We start from the raw sequence: 20,942 nt of genomic DNA on the forward strand, positions 1-20,942 counted from the left end.
AAATCTTTTCTTTAGTCTAAATAAGGACTTCCTCCTATAGACTATTAGTAAGGTGGAAAGGAAGGGGGGCATTTGCATTGAGATTGAGTGAATTAAGCGGGAAAGAAATTGTTGATGTAAAAAAGGCCGAACGAATGGGAGTACTCGGACAAACTGATTTAGAAATTAATGAAGGGACAGGCCAAATTCAGGCACTGCTTATTCCTTCTATAAAATGGTTTGGTTTTCGAAAACAAGGGGAAGAAATTAGGGTTCCGTGGCATCATATAAAAAAAATAGGCTCTGATATGATCATTATCGATGTACCAGACGAGGATTAATACACGCAAGCCCATGGAGGCCCAAGCAAGATTCATCTTGCTTGGGCTTTTTTATTTAGTACGTATGGAAAACTCACCGAATGAAGAGAACCGACATAAGATGGTGGAGTGATATATAGAAAAGGATTCTCTTAGTAGGATTTTTAAAAAAAGAAGGTGAATGTTTTCATGCTGACAGGGATGCAGATTGCCGTGATTGGCGGGGATGCCAGACAGCTGGAAATCATCCGCAAGTTAACCGAATTAGATGCGAGATTATCGCTTATTGGTTTTGAGCAACTTGATCACGCATTTACAGGTGCGGTCAAGGAAAAGTTGGATGAAGTAGATTTTTCAAATATGGATAACCTTATCCTGCCAGTACCCGGTACAAATTTAGAAGGTCAGGTAGAAACAATCTTTTCTAATGAAAAGGTTATTTTGACAGGGGATTTGCTTGCAAAGACCCCCGAGCATTGTACGGTTTATTCCGGAATTAGCAATCCCTACTTAAATGGAATTACTAAGGAAGCTAAACGAACTCTTATACAATTATTTGAAAGGGATGATGTGGCCATCTACAATTCAATTCCAACGGTTGAAGGGACAATAATGATGGCGATTCAACATACCGACTTTACCATACATGGGTCAAATATTGCGGTTCTAGGCTTAGGGAGAGTGGGGATGAGTGTGGCAAGAACCTTTGCTGCACTAGGAGCAAAAGTTAAGGTGGGAGCAAGGAAAAGTGAGCATATAGCTCGGATAACTGAGATGGGATTGACACCATTCCATTTAAATAATCTAGTTAATGAAGTAAAAGACACTGATATTTTAATAAACACAGCACCACATTTGATCGTGACAGCGATGGTTATCTCAAAAATGCCTTCACATACGCTCATTATTGACTTGGCCTCCAAGCCAGGAGGTACTGATTTTCGTTATGCTGAAAAAAGAGGGATTAAAGCATTGCTTGCACCGGGGCTGCCTGGGATTGTCGCTCCAAAAACGGCGGGTCAAATTTTGGCCAATGTTCTTGCCCAACTGCTTCAAGATGATTTAAGAAAGCGAAAGGGGAAAGTGAAATGAGTTTAAAAGGTAAAAGAATTGGCTTTGGCTTAACCGGCTCTCATTGTACGTATGATGCAGTATTCCCAGAAATTGAAAAGTTAGTTCAAGCCGGTGCAGAGGTAATGCCTGTCGTTACTTTTACGGTTAAAAATACAGATACCCGCTTTGGAAAAGGAGAAGATTGGATCCAAAGAATTGAAGATTTAACAGGAAACAAAGTGATCGACTCCATTGTAAAAGCAGAGCCGCTCGGACCAAAAATTCCTTTGGATTGTATGGTAATTGCTCCATTAACAGGGGTATCAATGAGTAAATTTGCGAATGCCATGAATGATAGTCCAGTATTAATGGCAGCAAAAGCAACACTGCGTAACTTAAAACCAGTGGTGCTGGGGATTTCAACAAATGATGCACTCGGTTTAAATGGAGTAAATTTAATGAGACTAATGGCTACCAAGAATATATACTTTATTCCATATGGGCAGGATGATCCAATTAAAAAACCAAATTCAATGGTTGCAAGAATGACATTGCTCACAGAAACAGTTGAAGCAGCTATCGAAGGGAAACAAATTCAACCTGTATTAGTAGAAAGGTATAAAGATTCTGACTAATAATTCCTTCATTCATCAAAATAGGTTATTTCTTTTAAGGAATATGTTAAAATAAATTATTCTATCATCAGTGGGAAGATTCAACCCACTGATGAGAAATAAAAAATTATTAATAACATGCTGGATGCTTTATACAGGCGATTTCCTTTTAAAGTATATAACCAGTTATGTACAACGATGAGTATGGAAGGGGAAAACTAGTAATGACTCAACAAAATGGATATCACGTTGCTGTTGTTGGAGCAACAGGAGCAGTCGGACAACAAATGATACAAACATTAATGAAAGAAAACTTCCCAATCAGAAAACTTACCCTATTATCTTCAGCACGTTCAGCAGGTAAAAAAGTAGATGTTAATGGTCAAGAATATACGATTGAAGAAGCAAAGCCTGAGAGTTTTGAAGGCGTTGAGATAGCCCTTTTTAGTGCAGGCGGTAGTGTATCAAAGGAGCTTGGTCCAGAAGCAGTTAAGCGTGGTGCGATCGTGGTGGACAACACTAGCGCTTTTAGAATGGATGAGAATACACCTTTAGTTGTACCAGAAGTGAACGAAGAAGACCTTCATCAACATAATGGGATTATTGCTAACCCAAATTGTTCCACCATTCAAATGGTTGTTGCCCTTGAGCCAATTCGTCAACAATTTGGTTTAAAGAAAGTTATCGTCTCCACTTATCAAGCTGTCTCCGGCTCAGGTGCAGCAGCTGTCGAGGAATTAATGCAGCAAACTCAGTCAATCTTAAACGAAGAAGCATATGAACCAAAGATTTTACCAGTGAAATCAGATAAAAATCACTATCAAATTGCTTTTAACGCGATTCCACAAATCGATAAATTTCAAGATAACGGATATACATTTGAAGAGATGAAAATGATTAATGAAACTAAAAAAATCATGCACTTACCAGAGTTACAGGTTTCTGCAACTTGCGTTCGACTTCCTGTAGCAGTTGGTCATTCTGAATCAGTTTATTTTGAAATTGAAGCGGATGATGTTAGTGCGGATGACATTAAAGCATTATTAAAGGATGCTCCAGGTATTATTTTACAAGATGATCCAGAAAATCAACTATATCCAATGCCTGCAAATTGCGTTGGGAAAAATGATGTTTTTGTCGGTCGAATTAGAAAGGACCTCGATGAATCTCGTGGTTTTCATATGTGGGTTGTCTCTGATAACTTGCTTAAAGGAGCAGCTTGGAACTCTGTCCAAATCGCAGAAAGTTTAGTGAAATTAGGTATTGTAAAATAAAGTTACATCACAAAGGCAGGTTTTTGTGTCACCATGAAAATTATTGTTCAAAAATTTGGCGGTACATCTGTAAAAGATGAAGAAAGCAGAAAATATGCTCAGAGCCATATCGAAAAAGCTTTAGCTGATGGCTATAAAGTGGTAGTTGTAGTTTCCGCGATGGGAAGAAAAGGTGACCCTTATGCAACAGATTCATTACTTTCTTTAGTCGGTGGAAATTTAAGTAAAATTTCAAAACGCGAACATGATTTATTATTGTCATGTGGTGAAGTTATATCTAGTGTTGTGTTTGTGAATATGCTGCTTGAGAGCGGAATTAGTGCTGTATCATTAACTGGTGCACAAGCAGGTTTCCGTACAAACAATGACCATACAAATGCAAAAATTATTGATATGCAATGTGATCGGTTGCTTAGTGAGTTAGAAAGTAATGATGTTGTCGTGGTAGCTGGCTTTCAAGGTGCGGCAAATAATGGTGATATGACAACCATTGGCCGGGGTGGAAGTGACACTTCAGCGGCTGCCTTAGGAGCTGCCCTAAATGCTGAGTATATTGATATATTTACAGATGTGGAAGGAATTATGACAGCAGACCCGCGTATTGCTGAAAATGCAAGACCACTATCTGTTGTAACTTACACAGAAGTGTGTAATATGGCTTATCAAGGTGCAAAGGTCATTCACCCTAGGGCGGTTGAAATCGCTATGCAGGCAAAAGTGCCAATCCGGATTCGTTCAACCTATTCAGATAATTTAGGAACATTGGTCACATCCATAAATAAAAATAATCGTGGCAGTGATATAAAGGAACGTGTTGTTACCGGAATCGCTCATGTTTCAAATGTTACCCAAATTAAAGTCTTTGCAAAAAAGGATCAATATTACTTGCAGGCTGAAGTATTTAAGGCGATGGCCAATGAAGGCATCAGTGTAGATTTTATCAATATTTCTCCTAATGGTGTAATCTATACAGTTACGGAAGAAATGACGGATCGTGCAATTACAGTTCTAAATGAATTAGGCAATGACCCCGTCGTTGAGCGTCATTGTGCTAAGGTTTCTGTTGTTGGTGCAGGAATTGCCGGTGTCCCTGGTGTTACCTCCAAAATCGTGACGGCTTTATCGGATTATGGGATTCGTATATTACAATCTGCTGATAGTCATACTACGATTTGGGTACTTGTAAAGCAGGATGATTTAGTTAAATCGGTTAATGCCCTTCATGATGCCTTTCAGTTAGAAGATGAATCAGTAGAATTTAATATTACTGATTTATAAAAGTTATCTTCAAATGAATAGTAAATCCCTAAGATGAATTGTGGATTTAATTATGCTTGATGGTATTGAGAGGAGTAGAAATATGGTTCATTTCGGGCGAGTTTCGACGGCAATGGTAACTCCCTTTGATAAAAAAGGACATATTGACTTTGCTAAAACCACGCAATTAGTGAATTATTTAATTGAAAATGGAACAGAATCCCTTGTAATTGCTGGGACCACTGGTGAATCTCCAACCTTGTCTAAGGAAGAAAAACTTGCATTATTTGATCATGTTGTTAAAGTAGTAAATAAGCGCATTCCAGTAATAGCTGGAACAGGAAGCAATAATACTTATGCATCTATTGAATTAACAAAAAAAGCTGAGCAGCTTGGAGTGGATGCAATAATGATTGTTGCTCCTTATTATAATAAACCAAATCAAGAAGGCCTTTATCAGCATTTCAAGGCTGTTGCAGAAGCAACCTCCTTGCCGGTAATGGTTTACAACATACCAGGCCGTTCTGCAGTTAATATCCAGCCTGATACGATTATTCGATTATCAAAGATAGCAAATATTGTTGCAGTTAAGGAAGCAAGCGGTGATCTTAATGCAATGACACATATCGTTGCTAATACAGATGATGATTTTGTTTTATATAGTGGGGATGACAGTATGACAATCCCTGTGCTTTCTATTGGCGGGGTAGGTGTAATTTCGGTTGCATCTCACGTTATTGGGAATCAACTGCAGGAAATGGTTAAAGCTTTTTTTAATGGTGAAAATGAAAAGGCTGCTAAAATGCATCAACAGCTTCTCCCAATTATGCAAGGGTTATTTGCTGCTCCGAGTCCTGCTCCTGTAAAAACGGCTTTACAGGTATCAGGATTAGATGTCGGGTCAGTAAGGCTCCCACTCGTTGGGCTGACAGAACAAGAACGAACAACATTAATTACTCTATTAAAACAAATAAAATGAATAGTCAAAGCCAACCGGATCAAAAAGCCGGTTGGCTTTTTGATTTAAAAGGCTGTGTTAAGGCTTATTGTATATTTTGGCACCCTGTTGATTGGAGCGGAAATCAACAGGCAACTTTAACAAAGCCATCAGAAAAAGTCATTATTGCATTTTTATTGGAAAGGTTTTCAAAAATCAAGTATAATAATTATAACTGATTTGGATCGGAAATAAGAAAGGCGGATGCACCCTATAGAGCGGAGCTGCAGCTAGACATTTTTCGGAGTTCAATTAAATAAATTTAGTTACAACATAGGAGGATTTACAAATTGATAAACAAAATTAATAACTCCATTAAGGTAATCTCACTTGGTGGCGTAGGAGAAATCGGAAAAAATATGTATCTTGTCGAAGTGGACAAGGATATATTTATTATTGATGCCGGCTTAATGTTCCCCGAGGAAGAAATGCTAGGCATAGATATTGTCATTCCGGATATTACATATTTAAAAGAAAATAAGGAACGGGTAAAGGCAATTTTCCTTACTCATGGACATGAAGATCATATTGGGGCATTGTCATATGTTCTTACCCATATTGATGTGCCTGTTTATGGAACTAAGCTCACACTGGCACTTGCAAGTGCAAAGCTTAGAGAACAGGATTATTTTAGTAAGACAAATTTTATTGAAGTGCAGTCAGATACGATTGTTAACTTAGATGCAGTTGATGTTAGTTTCTTTAAAACCAATCATAGTATTCCAGATTCTGTGGGGATTTGCATTCATACCTCTGAAGGTTCCATTGTTTATACAGGTGATTTTAAATTTGATCAGGCGGCTACACAGCTTTATAAACCTGAAATTGGAAAGATGGCAGCTATTGGAGAACAAGGGGTTTTATGTTTATTGTCTGATAGTACGGAAGCTGAAAAGCCTGGTTATACTGCATCAGAAGCAATTGTGGAACGGGAAATGTCCAATACCTTCTATAATGCACCTGGGAGGATTATTGCAGCATGTTTTGCCTCGGATATAAATAGAATTCAGCATATTTTTAACGCAGCAAAGGAAAACGGACGTAAAGTGGCTGTGGTCGGTAAGAGCTTGGAGCGGATCTATCATATTGCCCTTGATTTAGGATATTTAGAAGTAGAAGAAGATCTAATTATTCCTGTCAGTCAGTTAAAAGAATATCAGGATCATGAAATTGTCGTATTAATGACTGGGAGTCAGGGTGAACCGATCGAGGCTTTGCAGAGAATGGCAAAGCAAATGGATAAAGTGGTTAACATCCAAAAAGGAGATACGGTTTTGATTGCCGCTTCCCCGCTTAGAGGCAGTGAAGTATTTTTATTTAAAACAATCGACTTGCTCTTTAGAGCTGGTGCTAATGTTATATCGGGTAAAAGGACGATCCATGTATCAAGTCATGGCAGTCAAGAAGAATTAAAATTTATGATTAACTTAATGAAGCCGAAATATCTCGTTCCTGTACATGGTGAATATCGGATGCTTAAAGCGCACCGAAAATTAGCTTTGGAATGTGGTCTCACAGATGAACAAATTATTATCCCTGACCGTGGAGATATTCTAGAATGGAAGGAAGGCAGACTAGCCATTTCGGGTAAGGTTCCTTCTGGGAATATTCTAATTGATGGCATTGGTGTTGGTGATGTCGGGAATATCGTCCTACGTGACCGAAGGCTCTTATCGCAGGATGGAATCCTAATTGTCGTAGTGACATTGAAAAAACAAGACAAGAGTATAGCAGCTGGTCCTGAAATTATTTCTAGAGGATTTGTTTATGTTCGCGAATCGGAGAAGTTGATGGAGGAGTCAACAAAACTAGTTCGTGACATTGTAGAAAGAAATATTGCCAAAGAAACATTTGAATGGTCTAGTTTAAAGCAAGAGATAAGAGAAGAATTAAATCGAAATTTATATGAAAAGACAAAAAGAAGACCGATGATTCTCCCAATCATTATGGAAATCTAGAATGAAAGCACTGGACATCCAGTGCTTTTTATTTTTGGCATGATTTTACCTTATAAGATAATACTAACCTATATCATGCTTGAAGGGAGTATTAAGGATGAATAACGATTTTCAAAAGGATAAAACTGCGAGTCAAGAAGGCGGCGAACCTCAAAAAGAGGATAAACCATCTTCTGCATTAATAGAAAAAATTCAGCAGCTAGGACAAACAAATGTCCCGCAGCTGTCAACAGATTCTAAAATTCATTGTTTGACAATTATTGGTCAAATTGAAGGGCATTTGGCACTGCCACCACAAAACAAAACAACAAAATATGAGCATATCATTCCTCAACTTGTAGCAATAGAACAAAACCCTAAAATAGAGGGTGTTCTCATTATTTTAAATACGGTTGGCGGGGATGTTGAGGCAGGCCTAGCTATATCTGAAATGCTTGCGACTCTGTCAAAGCCGACGGTTTCCATTGTATTAGGAGGAGGCCACTCCATTGGAGTTCCAATTGCTGTTTCCTGTGACTACTCCTTTATTGCTGAAACCGCAACCATGACGATCCACCCTATTCGATTAACGGGTCTTGTAATTGGTGTGCCGCAAACCTTCGAATATTTGGATAAAATGCAAGACCGGGTCATTAACTTTGTAACCAAGCATTCAAAAATTAGTGAAGAAACATTTAAAGATTTAATGTTTGCAAAAGGAAATTTAACTAGGGATATTGGAACGAATGTAATTGGTGTTGATGCTGTTAAGACAGGTTTAATTGATGAAGTAGGTGGGCTTGGACAGGCAATGAAAAAGTTAAATGAAATGATTGACCTACATAGAGAAAAGGATGAGGGGATGATCCAATGATACTTTATACTATGGTGCCACCCGAATTAATTTTTCCTTATGAGGCGGAATCACCCAGACAACCACAAATGGTCAGTTACCAGGGCATACCCCTCATGGTAGAGTTTGTAGATGGTCAAAATGTTCAAGTCATCCGGAATCTAAGTACAGATCCCCAGCATTACTTGGATGACCAACTATGTCCGGGAGCAAAAATTTCTTTCGCGAACCTGGACGGATTGTCCGCTATGTAATAGAAGATTATGGTATAATCAAGGGAAGACACTAGAGCAGCCAGTAAGGCTGCTTTCTTCCTTTTTACCCTCTTATACAGGGATGTTATATACTAAAGGAATAATATACCATAATAAACACAGGGTGATTAGATGGCAAAGAAAAAGAGAAGACAACCTAAAAAAAGAGATAACCATTTGAAAAAGACTGTTCAATTTGAATTATCCGCATTGGCCATTTTAGCAATTGCAATCATATCGATAGCAAAACTTGGTGCAGTAGGAAAAGCAACCGTGATTTTCTTCCGATTTTGGATGGGAGAATGGTATATGCTCAGTTTAATTGGACTAGTTGTATTAAGCGTTTATTTAATGTGGAAACGAATTATTCCTTTTTTCTTCCATATTAAATTAGTTGGAGTGTACTTTATTACTTCAGCGATTCTGCTCCTAAGTCATGTCACGCTTTTTCATTTGCTAACCAATGATGGGAAATTTAAAGACCCCAGTGTGATCAGCAATACATGGGAATTATTTATGATGGAACTAAGAGGTGAAACAAGCACAACCGATTTAGGTGGGGGAATGCTTGGGGCAGTATTATTTGCTTTATTTCATTATTTATTTGCAGAGACCGGGACGAAAATTATTGCTTTTATTTTCATCCTAATTGGAGTTATTTTACTAACTGGAAAATCTTTTGGAGATTTTGTTGCGAAAATCATGATGGTTCTTGTTGATTTCTCAAAAAGTCAATGGGATGCATTTAAAACCGATATGACAGAATGGAAACAAAAACAACAGGAGAAAAAAGCAGAAAGAACTACACAAAGAAGACAAGTGCAGGAGATCAGTGAACAGAATCGCCAGACAAGATCAACTACAGAATCACAATCACCTCAGGAAGAAATCAGTTCTCCAGAGCCAATTATTTCTAGCTTTGCAGATAGGGCCTATGTTGAAGAGGTAATTGAAACAAATCAGCCTGCAGAAACGAAGCAAACTAAAAGCAAGCCGGAAGAAAATGAAGATCCAATACCGCCAATCACTTTTACAGAAGTCGAGAATATCGACTATGAGTTACCCCCGCTTAGATTGTTAAGTTTGCCAAGAAAAGCAGACCAAAGTGGAGAATATGAACAAATCCATGCGAATGCGGCAAAGCTCGAGAGAACATTTCAAAGCTTTGGAGTAAAGGCGAGAGTTACTCAAGTACATTTAGGACCAGCTGTTACAAAATATGAAGTTCATCCCGATGTAGGTGTAAAGGTAAGTAAAATTGTCAGTCTAAGTGATGACTTAGCATTAGCACTAGCTGCTAAAGGAATTCGAATTGAAGCGCCAATCCCTGGTAAATCAGCGATTGGAATAGAGGTACCTAATTCAGAGGTGGCAATGGTTTCACTTCGTGAGGTATTAGAAGCAACCCAAAATGACAAGCCCGACTCAAAACTGTTAATTGGTTTAGGCAGAGACATTACGGGTGAGGCTGTTTTGGCGGAATTAAATAAAATGCCCCATTTGTTGGTTGCTGGTGCAACTGGAAGCGGTAAAAGTGTATGTATAAACGGAATTATCACTAGTATATTGATGCGAGCAAAGCCTCATGAAGTAAAATTAATGATGATTGACCCGAAAATGGTTGAATTGAATGTTTATAATGGGATTCCACACCTATTAGCACCGGTAGTAACGAATCCCAAAAAAGCCTCACAAGCATTGCAAAAAGTAGTAAGCGAAATGGAACGACGTTATGATTTGTTCTCACATACGGGAACGCGTAATATTGAGGGCTATAATGAACATGTAAGAAGGCATAACTTAGAAGAAAATGATAAACAGCCATTGCTGCCATTTATTGTCGTTATTGTTGATGAGTTAGCAGACTTAATGATGGTTGCCTCTTCAGATGTGGAGGATTCGATTACCCGCCTTGCACAAATGGCCCGTGCGGCAGGAATTCACTTGATTATTGCAACCCAACGGCCATCTGTTGATGTCATTACTGGGGTAATTAAAGCAAATATTCCATCAAGAATTGCCTTTGCCGTATCCAGTGCTACCGATTCCAGGACAATTTTGGATATGGGTGGTGCAGAAAAACTGTTAGGCAGAGGCGATATGTTATTCCTTCCAGTTGGAGAATCAAAGCCAGTTCGAGTTCAAGGTGCTTTTCTTTCGGACCAAGAAGTGGAGGATACGGTAGAATTTGTAATTGGACAGCAAAAAGCTCAATATCAGGATGAAATGATACCAGATGATATCCCAGAAGTAACGGGTGCGGTCGATGATGATATTTATGAAGAGGCAGTTGACTTAATTATTGAAATGCAAACAGCATCTGTTTCTATGTTACAAAGACGTTTTCGTATTGGGTATACAAGAGCAGCAAGATTAATAGACGAAATGGAGGCACGTGGGATCGTTGGACCTTATGAAGGCAGTAAGCCACGAGCTGTCTTGCAGGCGAAACCAATAGATAAAGAAGAACAAAGTTCATAAATTAGTTGGTGAAATTAGCAGAAACTGTAAAAGGTAGACTAGAAAATATAGTGCCTTTATTATGATGGGAAAATTATCATAATAAGGGCTGTTTTTTGTGGGTGAAATTACCCGCAAAATCCAAAATAATATATAGGAAAAATTTCCTTGATACATTTGTGACATAACCTTCCCCATTATCGACAAAATTTATAAATAGCTATTTATTTATACCCAAAAAAGTGTTAATATAAATTTCGATTAGTAGAAATGATATCAGATGTCTGATGTCTAAGGAAAAGGCTGGAGGATACAGGATGTCTATAAAATCAGATAACCGGCATTTATACCTACAAGTTATCGATCGTCTAAAGCAAGATATAGCAGATGGAGTATATAAAGAAAAAGAGAAATTACCTTCTGAGTTTGATCTTGCCAAACATCTTGGTGTGAGCAGAGCAACTCTTCGAGAAGCATTACGGATCCTCGAAGAAGAAAATGTCATCATTAGACGACATGGCGTGGGTACTTTTGTTAATGTAAAGCCCTTGTTTACATCAGGTATAGAACAACTTAATAGTGTAACAGCCATGATTAAACAAGCTGGAATGACTCCTGGAACAATTTTCCTTAGTTCATCAACACAAGATGCTACCGAAGAGGATATTCGCCGTTTTTCCTGTTCTATTGATGAGGAGATTTTCGTGATGGAGAGGGTTAGAACCGCCAATGGGGAGCCAGTCGTTTATTGTGTCGACAAGGTACCCAAACGTATTCTGCCGGAAACATTTTCACATGCAGAAGAATCGATCTTTCATATTTTGGAAGAAAAAGCTAACAGAAGAATTACATACGCGGTTGCTCAAATTGAGCCCTTAGGCTATCATGAGAAAATTTCCCCAATTCTAGAATGCGAACCAGAAACTGCATTGTTAGTCTTAAAGCAAATGCATTTCGATGAAATGGATGAACCTATTCTTTTTTCGGTAAACTATTTTAAAGCGGACAAGTTTAGTTTTCATGTTTTAAGGAAAAGAATTTAAATTTTTTTCATCCATCTTGAAAACGCAATCAGTCATGCTATTCAAAAATTTTTACTTAATCAATCCATATTCATAGGGGGTCAATACCATGAAAAAGCGTAAAATTGGAACGGCATTATCACTTGTTCTTGCTGCTGGTACACTATTAGGAGCATGTGGAAAAAGTGATAATACAAACAAAGATACATCAAAAGGCGGAGAAAAGAAAAATGAATTCTCTGTAGCAATGGTTACTGATGTTGGTGGTGTTGATGACAAATCATTTAACCAATCTGCTTGGGAAGGTCTTCAGAAATTTGGTAAAGATAACGGATTATCAAAAGGTAAAGGCGGATATGATTACGTTCAATCAAAATCAGATGCAGATTACGCTACCAACTTAAACACTCTTGCCCGTCAAGATTTTGATTTAGTATTCGGTATTGGATTTTTGATGCAAGGTGCTGTGGAAGAAATTTCTAAGCAACAAAAGGATCATCACTTTGCAATTGTTGACTCTGAAGTCAAACAACCAAATGTTGCAAGCATTCTATTTAAAGAACAAGAAGCATCATTCCTTGCAGGAGTTGCAGCAGCAATGACAACTAAATCCAATAAAATTGGATTTATTGGTGGTATTGAAGGGGCAGTTATTGAACGTTTTGAAGCAGGCTTTGTAGCTGGTGTTAAAGCTGCAAAACCTGAAGCGACTGTTGACATTCAATATGCTGGTGCATTTGATAAAGCAGAGCTTGGACAATCGATTGCTTCGAAAATGTATTCTTCAGGCGATGATGTAGTTTTCCACGCTGCTGGTGGTACAGGTGTAGGGTTATTTAAAGAAGCTAATGACCTTAAGAAAAAAGATCCATCTCGTGAAATTTGGGCTATCGGGGTTGACAGTGACCAAGCAAACATGGGTCCAGATATTGTTTTAACTTCCGCTCTTAAACGCGTAGATAATGCGGTTTATGACGTTTCTACAAAAACGAAAGATGGTAACTTCCCTGGTGGGGAAGTGGCATTATACGGTCTTGCTGAAGACGGTGTTGGGTTAGCTCCAATCAATAGCAAAGCACCGAACAAGGCTGCGATTGAAACATCTGTTAAAGATTGGACTGACAAAATTAAATCAGGTTCAGTGAAAGTTCCTGGTACTCGTGCAGAATTAAAGACTTTTAGCGCAAAATAATTTTTGTGGAATAAGCGGGAGAATTCTCGCTTATTCCAAACTATGGAATCCTAACTGAAGCGTGGAATAAATGTTCTACCTTTCATTTAAGATTTTATTAGGGAGTTAATCCCTGTTTTTTAAAAATCCTTAAAGGTCTGACCTCTTACTACTATTGGTCAAATTTTCCTTTTATCTTAACACAGGGAGTGAGAAAGATGGATTTTGTAATTGAAATGCTCAACATTCGAAAGGAATTTGGCGGTTTCGTTGCGAATGATAACATTACCCTTCAATTGAAGAAGGGCGAAATTCATGCATTACTTGGTGAAAATGGTGCAGGCAAATCCACTTTAATGAATGTACTTTTTGGTTTATACCAGCCGGAACAAGGAGAAATTCGGGTAAAAGGGAAACCAGTTAATATTTCTAACCCAAATATTGCTAATGATCTAGGGATCGGAATGGTTCACCAACACTTTATGCTTGTTGATACTTTTACTGTAACGGAAAATATTATTCTCGGCAGAGAAATCACCACAGGCGGTCGAATTGATCTTAAAAAGGCAGAAAAAGAGGTTCGTGAAATTTCAGAACGATATGGTTTGGCCGTTGACCCTCAAGCAAAAATTTCCGATATATCAGTTGGAATGCAGCAAAGGGTAGAAATTTTAAAAACGTTGTACCGAGGTGCTGAAATTGTCATTTTTGATGAACCATCAGCCGTACTAACCCCACAAGAAATAAAAGAACTTATGCAGATTATGAAAACGCTTATAAAAGAAGGAAAGTCGATTATTTTAATCACCCATAAGTTAAAAGAGATTATGGAAGTTGCCGATCGGTGTACCGTCATACGCAAAGGTAAAGGAATTGGGACAGTAAATATTAGTGAAACAAACCCTAATGAACTTGCGAGCTTAATGGTTGGGCGTGAAGTCGTCTTCAAAACCGAGAAAACAGAAGCAAAACCCAAACAGGATGTATTACAGATTCAAGACTTACTAGTAAAAGATGCTCGCGGAATTAATGTTGTAAATGGTCTTAATCTAACCGTAAAAGCCGGGGAGATTGTTGGGATTGCTGGTGTTGATGGCAATGGACAATCAGAATTCATTGAGGCTATTACTGGTTTACGTAAGGCAGAAAGTGGCAGCGTGAAGTTAAATGGAAATGAACTTATTAATCATACTCCTAGAAAAATAACTGAGGCGGGTGTTGGTCATATTCCTCAGGACCGCCATAAACACGGACTTGTGTTAAATTTCCCAATCGGTGAGAACATGGTCTTACAAACGTATAATAAAAAGCCATATTCAAAAAATGGGATTCTAAATTTTAAAGAGATTTATAAAAAGGCAAAAACTTTAATTAGTGAATTTGATGTCAGGACTCCAAGTGAGTACACCTTGGCTCGCGCTCTTTCTGGTGGTAACCAGCAAAAGGCCATTATTGGACGTGAGGTTGACCGTAATCCGGATTTATTAATTGCAGCACAGCCTACACGTGGATTAGATGTTGGTGCGATTGAATTTATTCATAAGCGTCTTATAGAGCAGCGTGATAATGGAAAAGCTGTTTTACTTATTTCATTTGAATTGGATGAAATATTAAACGTGAGTGACCGAATTGCTGTTATATATGAGGGGAAAATTGTTGCGGTAGTTAACCCAAGAGAAACTTCAGAACAAGAACTTGGCTTATTGATGGCTGGGTCAAATAGAAAGGAAGCGGGTGAACACGCCAATGCTTAAAAGCTTTAAAAGTATCTTAACACCTATTATTGCCGTTTTATTGGGGATAATTGTTGGAACTATTATTATGATCATCAGCGGTTATGATGCACTCGCAGCATTCACAGCATTATGGAACGGGGCTTTTGGTGATTCTTATTATCTAGGAGAAGTAATTAGACAGTTTACTCCTTATATTCTTGCAGGATTAGCTGTAGCATTTGCTTTTCGTGTCGGCCTGTTTAATATTGGAGTAGAGGGACAATTTTTAGTTGGCTGGCTAGCCGCAGTATGGGTGGGAGTTGCCTTCGATCTCCCGAAAATTATCCATTTACCATTAGCTATTATAGCAGCTATGGTAGCTGGAGCCTTGTGGGCGTTCATCCCTGGCTTCTTAAAAGCTCGTTTTCGCGTTCATGAAGTAATTGTTACCATTATGATGAATTATGTTGCCTTACATGTTTCAAATTATTTTATAAAAAATATCATTACAGATAATAAAGATAAAACAGATATGATTAAAGAATCTGCCACATTAAGGTCTCCCTGGTTAGAGAGTTTAACTGATTATTCAAGACTTCACTGGGGTATTATCCTTGCCATTTTATCCTGCTTTGTTATGTGGTTCTTATTAGAACGGACAACTAGAGGATTTGAATTAAGATCAGTAGGTTTTAACCAACATGCTGCCCATTATGCTGGGATGAATGTTAATAAAAATATTATCCTCTCTATGGTTATTGCTGGTGCTTTTGCTGGTTTAGCAGGATCGATGGAAGGATTAGGAACTTTCGGCTACGCCACCGTTAAAGGCGGTTTTACAGGTGTTGGATTTGATGGGATTGCTGTTGCCCTGCTAGGTGGGAATACATCAATAGGTGTATTTTTCTCAGCTATATTATTTGGTGCACTAAAAGTGGGAGCATTAAATATGCCTCTCGAAGCGGGTGTTCCGAATGAATTAGTTGATATCATTATTGCCTTGATTGTATTCTTTGTTGCATCAAGTTATATTATTAGAATATTTCTTGACCGATTTAGTAAAAAGGAGGTGAAGTAAGTTGAGCTTAATGGAAATATTAATGATTGTTGTTCCATCCACTTTGTTATGGGCAGCTCCACTTGTCTTCACTGCATTAGGCGGTATTTTCTCTGAGCGTTCGGGAGTTGTAAATATTGGTCTTGAAGGATTAATGGTTATAGGTGCATTTACAGCTATTGTCTTTAACCTTACCTTCGTTAATTCGTTCGGAAGTTGGACACCTTGGATTGCAATTGTAGTTGCAATGGTTGCGGGTGCGATATTTTCAATGTTACATGCGGTAGCTGCGATTACATTCCGTGCTGACCATACTGTTTCTGGTGTTGCTATTAACTTACTTGCATCAGGCTTAACATTGTTTCTAGTAAAACTAATCTATGATAAAGGTGAAACAGATATTATCAGCAAAGGATTCAATAAAATTGATATCCCGGTTTTAAAAGATATTCCAGTTATTGGGAAAATATTTTTCCAAAACACGTATTGGACTTCATTCTTAGCAATCATTGTTGCAATTATCGTTTGGTACATTGTATTTAAAACACCATTTGGACTGCGCCTCCGTTCTGTTGGTGAACATCCAATGGCTGCTGATACAATGGGGATTAATGTTACAAAAATGCGTTATTTAGGTGTTATTCTTTCAGGTGCTTTTGGTGGTCTGGGTGGTGGAGTATATGCACAATCCATTACATCTAACTTCAGCCACTCAACAATCAGTGGTCAAGGTTTCATGGCATTAGCGGCAATGATTTTCGGGAAATGGCATCCACTTGGCGCACTTGGTGCTGCAATATTCTTTGGTTTTGCACAAAGTATTAGTATCATTGGATCAAGCTTACCTTTCTTAAAAGAAATTCCGAATGTGTACCTGTTAATTGCTCCTTATGTTTTAACAATATTAGCTTTAACTGGCTTCATCGGTCGTGCAGATGCACCTAAAGCATCTGGTACTCATTATATTAAAGGTAGTAGATAATTCATCTACTATACGGACGGAATCCTTGGTTATCTTGCCAGGGGTTCTTTTTTTATGAGAGAAAAAGTGATATTGCTTGTATTGACCGACCCTGCCAAATTATAGTAATAAGTATAGGTTTTCTTTCAAAGGAAATGATATAAAGAAAAATGCTTACATATTGTAATGTATAACCTTTAACAGTTAAGGAGGAATGGATGTGGCAACAGCTGCAGAAAAAATAACAGAGCTTAATGGATATAGACTTCATGTGATCCCAACTGAAAAATATAAAACGAATACTTTAATTTGGAAAATGAAAGCCCCGCTTACAAAAGAAGATGTAACCAAACGAGCACTTCTTCCACAAGTATTGCAAAGCAGTTCAGCAAAATATTCTTCAACTACTGCACTTCGGTCCTATCTTGATGAGTTATATGGAGCGACACTTTTCGTTGATCTATCTAAAAAAGGTGAATACCATATCATGAGTTTTTCAATCGAAATTGCCAATGAAAAATTCTTAAGTGATCCAAGTCCATTATTAAGAAAAGGGTTTGAATTATTAGCAGAAATATTAACAAATCCAAACCTTAAAGGTAATGCTTTTGATCCAGGCACTGTAGAAAAAGAAAAGCGGACACAAAAACAAAGGATTCAATCCGTTTTTGATGATAAGATGCGCTACTCAAATGTACGCCTGATTCAAGAAATGTGTAAGGGGGAACCCTATGCTTTAGAAGTAAACGGGGATGCTGCCGATGTAGATGCTATAACTCCAGAGAATTTATATGAATATTATCAAGAAGCCTTTTTATCTGATGAAATGGATTTATATATTATTGGTGATGTTGATGAAGAAGAAGTGAAGCAATTTGCATCAGATCTACTAAAGTTTGAGGATAGAACACCGAAAAAATTAGTACAAGAAAAGGTAACCTTGAATAGACAAGTTAATGAAGTGAAAGAGCAGCAAGATGTAAAACAAGGGAAATTAAACATTGGCTATCGCACAAACATCGTCTATGGTGATTCGGATTATTTTGCCTTGCAAGTGTTCAATGGCATATTTGGCGGGTTCTCACATTCTAAATTATTTATAAATGTACGTGAAAAAGCAAGTCTTGCCTATTATGCAGCAAGCCGTCTTGAGAGTCATAAAGGCTTAATGATGGTTATGTCAGGAATTGATTTAAAAAATTATGATCAGGCAGTTGGAATTATACATGATCAATTAGAGGCGATGAGAAATGGTGATTTTACAGACCAAGAACTCGTCCAAACAAAAGCAGTTATTCAAAATCAAATCCTAGAGACTATAGATACATCAAGAGGGTTAACTGAAATTCTTTATCATAATGTTGTGGCCGATGCAAATATTAATCTTGATACATGGCTGAAAGAAATGCAAAATGTAACAAAAGAAGAAATCATCGCAGTCGCTAAAAAAATTGAAATCGATACCATCTACTTCTTAACAGGAACGGAGGCGGGCAAATAAATGGAGAAAATTAGTTTCGACCAACTTCAGGAAGAACTTTACCATGAAAAACTGGCCAATGGTCTAAATGTGTATATTTTACCGAAAAAAGGATTTAATAAAACCTTTGCTACCTTTACGACAAAGTATGGTTCTGTGGATAATACATTTATTCCATTTGGAAAAGAAGAGTATGTTAAAGTTCCTGATGGAATTGCTCACTTTTTAGAGCATAAGCTGTTTGAAAAAGAAGATGGTGATGTATTTCAACAATTTAGCCGCCAGGGAGCATCGGCTAATGCGTTTACCTCCTTTACTCGAACAGCCTATTTATTTTCAAGCACGTCAGACGTAGAAAAAAATCTAGAAACCCTCATCGATTTTGTTCAGGAACCATATTTTTCAGAAAAAACAGTTGAAAAAGAAAAAGGGATAATTGGGCAGGAAATTACCATGTACGATGATAATGCAGATTGGCGTTTATATTTTGGATTGATTCAAAATCTTTACCAAAACCATCCGGTAAAGATTGATATTGCTGGAACAATTGAATCGATTTCCCATATTACTAAAGATTGGCTCTATGAATGCTATAACACCTTCTATCATCCGAGTAACATGCTATTATTTATTGTTGGCCCAGTAAACCCAGAAAGTTTCATGAATCAAGTTAAAGAGAATCAAGCGAAAAAGGAATACAAAGATATGCCTGAGATTCAGCGAAAATTTGAAAATGAGCCGACAGAGGCAGCTGAAAAAAGACAAGTGCTTGAAATGAATGTCCAAACATCAAAATGCTTACTTGGAATAAAAGCACTACATGTCGATCAAAGCGGAAATGAAATGTTAAAAAATGAATTAACCATGAATGTCCTATTGGATTTATTGTTTGGGAAAAGTTCGGAAAATTACAATCAACTCTATAATGATGGACTAATTGATGAAACCTTTTCTTTCGATTATACCCAAGAGCAGGGCTTTGGGTTTGCCATGATCGGCGGAGACACTGGAGAACCTGATAAATTAGCAGAAACTCTTCAAAAAATGCTTCTAGATGCTAAAAATCAAAATGTCTTTAATGAGGATCAACTAGAAAGAGCGAAGAGGAAAAAGATTGGTGCATTTTTGCGGGCGGTAAACTCACCAGAGTATATCGCCAATCAGTTTACGCGCTACGCATTTAATGATATGAATTTGTTTGATGTGGTTCCAACACTTGAAAAAATCACCCTAAACGATGTTCAGTCACTAGCGTCAGAAGTCATATCAGAAGACCGGTTTTCAGTATGTCAGGTAATTCCTAAGAAAAAATAAATACATGAAAGCGTCGATTAACCGGCGCTTTTTCTTCGTATTAGTCACAGTAAAAGAGAGTGGGAACAAAATGAAATATGTATTAATAACGGGTGCAAGTGGTGGAATCGGCCAAGCGATTGCATATAACCTGGCAGAAAAAGGCTATCATTTGTATCTGCATTACCATAAAAATACACAAGCAATAAAGGAATTAATAAATAATCTGGAGTCATACGGTGGGGAGTATATTCCGATTCAAGCAAATTTAGCTGATCCAAGTGGATATAAAAAGGTCAATTCAGAAATATTTTCATTAGATGCGATTATCCATTGCGGAGGCCAAAGTCAATATGGGCTTCTTGTTGATTTACAACAATCTGAAGCAGAAGAATTATTAAATGTTCATGTGTTAACGCCATTAATGCTGACAAAAGAGCTCCTTCCGAAATTGCTTGCTAAAGGAAACGGAAATATTGTGGTGATTACTTCGATTTGGGGGCAAACAGGAGCGGCTTGTGAAGTTGCATATTCTACGGTTAAGGGAGCGCAAATAGCATTCGTTAAGGCATTGAGTAAAGAAGTAGCCATGAATGGAATTCGTGTAAATGCCATTGCCCCTGGAGCTATATTGACACCAATGATGGAAGGATTTACACCAGAAGAAGTAGATCAGCTTTCATACGAAATACCAATGGGCAGATTGGGGCAGCCGGAGGATATAGCGAAGGGTGTAGCATATTTACTTTCCGAAGATTCATCCTACATGACAGGACAAATCCTAGCAATAAATGGCGGGTGGTATACCTAAAATTTCAATGTAATCAATGTATAGTTCCCTCCTCTTCGTCACAAAATAATCTTGTACTAATAAAAGAGGAGGGAAATAACCATGTCTGTTTTAGATAACTGGAAACAATGGGAGGACTTCTTAGCCGATCGTCTTCATCATGCACAAAATGAAGGTATGAGCGATGGAGCCATTAGTAACCTTGCTTTTCAAATTGGTGATTATTTATCAAACCAAGTAGAACCAAAAAATGAACAGGAAAGAATTCTTGCTGATCTTTGGTCAGTTGCAGATAAAGAAGAACAACAGGCAATTGCAAATATAATGGTTAAATTGATTCAAAATAACGGCAGTCGTTAAAAGAGAGGAGGACTTTCTCCTCTCTTTTTGTATGCATTCTTGGAGAATCACTGTTAACGAGCGGAATATCTTTGTTTTTACTTTCATCTTCATCC

The 20,942-nt window shown here is 37.7% G+C and carries 19 protein-coding genes; all 19 read left to right on the forward strand.

Annotated elements, in window-relative coordinates; genetic code table 11:
• Positions 1-77 precede the first annotated feature (77 nt).
• The 19 genes from AC4QJR_RS09020 to AC4QJR_RS09110 all read left to right on the forward strand — a co-directional run bounded on the left by AC4QJR_RS09020 (position 78) and on the right by AC4QJR_RS09110 (position 20,847).
• Positions 78-320 (forward strand): YlmC/YmxH family sporulation protein, encoded by a 243-nt coding sequence (locus AC4QJR_RS09020; RefSeq protein ID WP_098571704.1) that lies wholly within the window; start codon positions 78-80, stop codon positions 318-320.
• Positions 321-488: 168 nt separating this feature from the next.
• Positions 489-1,391: a dipicolinic acid synthetase subunit A gene (gene dpaA, locus AC4QJR_RS09025; protein ID WP_098571705.1), complete on the forward strand. Its 903-nt coding sequence runs from the start codon at positions 489-491 to the stop codon at positions 1,389-1,391.
• Positions 1,388-1,987 (forward strand): dipicolinate synthase subunit B, encoded by a 600-nt coding sequence (gene dpaB / locus AC4QJR_RS09030; RefSeq protein ID WP_026566481.1) that lies wholly within the window; start codon positions 1,388-1,390, stop codon positions 1,985-1,987. Before dpaA ends, dpaB begins: the two co-directional genes overlap by 4 nt.
• Positions 1,988-2,190: 203 nt before the next feature.
• The gene (gene asd / locus AC4QJR_RS09035; protein ID WP_496525927.1) at positions 2,191-3,240 is read left to right on the forward strand and encodes an aspartate-semialdehyde dehydrogenase; all 1,050 of its coding nucleotides are present in this window, start codon (positions 2,191-2,193) and stop codon (positions 3,238-3,240) included.
• A 33-nt stretch (positions 3,241-3,273) separates the two neighbouring features.
• A complete protein-coding gene (gene dapG / locus AC4QJR_RS09040; RefSeq protein ID WP_098571707.1) occupies positions 3,274-4,518 on the forward strand; it encodes an aspartate kinase in 1,245 nt (414 codons plus the stop codon).
• A gap of 82 nt (positions 4,519-4,600) precedes the next feature.
• Positions 4,601-5,476: a 4-hydroxy-tetrahydrodipicolinate synthase gene (gene dapA / locus AC4QJR_RS09045; protein WP_496525928.1), complete on the forward strand. Its 876-nt coding sequence runs from the start codon at positions 4,601-4,603 to the stop codon at positions 5,474-5,476.
• A gap of 308 nt (positions 5,477-5,784) precedes the next feature.
• Positions 5,785-7,452 carry a ribonuclease J gene (locus tag AC4QJR_RS09050; protein ID WP_496525929.1) on the forward strand — a complete coding sequence of 556 codons (1,668 nt, stop codon included), beginning with the start codon at positions 5,785-5,787 and terminating at the stop codon, positions 7,450-7,452.
• 97 nt (positions 7,453-7,549) lie between these two features.
• Complete coding sequence (locus tag AC4QJR_RS09055) at positions 7,550-8,305, forward strand: ClpP family protease (RefSeq protein WP_496525930.1); 756 nt, start codon at positions 7,550-7,552, stop codon at positions 8,303-8,305.
• Positions 8,302-8,538, forward strand: a complete 237-nt coding sequence (locus AC4QJR_RS09060) for a YlzJ-like family protein (protein ID WP_098571712.1) — start codon at positions 8,302-8,304, stop codon at positions 8,536-8,538. The genes AC4QJR_RS09055 and AC4QJR_RS09060 overlap by 4 nt, the downstream gene beginning before the upstream one ends.
• A 132-nt stretch (positions 8,539-8,670) precedes the next feature.
• Positions 8,671-11,019 (forward strand): FtsK/SpoIIIE family DNA translocase, encoded by a 2,349-nt coding sequence (locus AC4QJR_RS09065; RefSeq protein WP_496525931.1) that lies wholly within the window; start codon positions 8,671-8,673, stop codon positions 11,017-11,019.
• Between the two features lie 296 nt (positions 11,020-11,315).
• Positions 11,316-12,041, forward strand: coding sequence for a GntR family transcriptional regulator (locus AC4QJR_RS09070; RefSeq protein ID WP_098571714.1), 726 nt, complete (start codon positions 11,316-11,318; stop codon positions 12,039-12,041).
• Between the two features lie 88 nt (positions 12,042-12,129).
• Complete coding sequence (locus tag AC4QJR_RS09075) at positions 12,130-13,212, forward strand: BMP family lipoprotein (RefSeq protein ID WP_251456064.1); 1,083 nt, start codon at positions 12,130-12,132, stop codon at positions 13,210-13,212.
• 197 nt (positions 13,213-13,409) lie between these two features.
• The gene (locus AC4QJR_RS09080) at positions 13,410-14,945 is read left to right on the forward strand and encodes an ABC transporter ATP-binding protein (protein ID WP_251456063.1); all 1,536 of its coding nucleotides are present in this window, start codon (positions 13,410-13,412) and stop codon (positions 14,943-14,945) included.
• The gene (locus AC4QJR_RS09085) at positions 14,938-15,984 is read left to right on the forward strand and encodes an ABC transporter permease (protein WP_098571717.1); all 1,047 of its coding nucleotides are present in this window, start codon (positions 14,938-14,940) and stop codon (positions 15,982-15,984) included. Before AC4QJR_RS09080 ends, AC4QJR_RS09085 begins: the two co-directional genes overlap by 8 nt.
• Position 15,985: 1 nt before the next feature.
• A complete protein-coding gene (locus AC4QJR_RS09090; protein WP_251456062.1) occupies positions 15,986-16,945 on the forward strand; it encodes an ABC transporter permease in 960 nt (319 codons plus the stop codon).
• 193 nt (positions 16,946-17,138) lie between these two features.
• Positions 17,139-18,425: an EF-P 5-aminopentanol modification-associated protein YfmF gene (gene yfmF / locus AC4QJR_RS09095; protein WP_496525932.1), complete on the forward strand. Its 1,287-nt coding sequence runs from the start codon at positions 17,139-17,141 to the stop codon at positions 18,423-18,425.
• Entirely contained in the window at positions 18,426-19,718 is a 1,293-nt protein-coding gene (gene yfmH, locus AC4QJR_RS09100; RefSeq protein WP_496525933.1) for an EF-P 5-aminopentanol modification-associated protein YfmH, read from the forward strand.
• 70 nt (positions 19,719-19,788) lie between these two features.
• Positions 19,789-20,508 (forward strand): elongation factor P 5-aminopentanone reductase, encoded by a 720-nt coding sequence (gene ymfI / locus AC4QJR_RS09105; protein ID WP_496525934.1) that lies wholly within the window; start codon positions 19,789-19,791, stop codon positions 20,506-20,508.
• Positions 20,509-20,589: 81 nt separating this feature from the next.
• On the forward strand, positions 20,590-20,847 hold the full coding sequence (locus AC4QJR_RS09110; protein WP_098571722.1) for a DUF3243 domain-containing protein: 258 nt from the start codon (positions 20,590-20,592) through the stop codon (positions 20,845-20,847).
• Positions 20,848-20,942: the final 95 nt, after the last annotated feature.

Source organism: Neobacillus sp. BP17 (genome assembly GCF_059579525.1).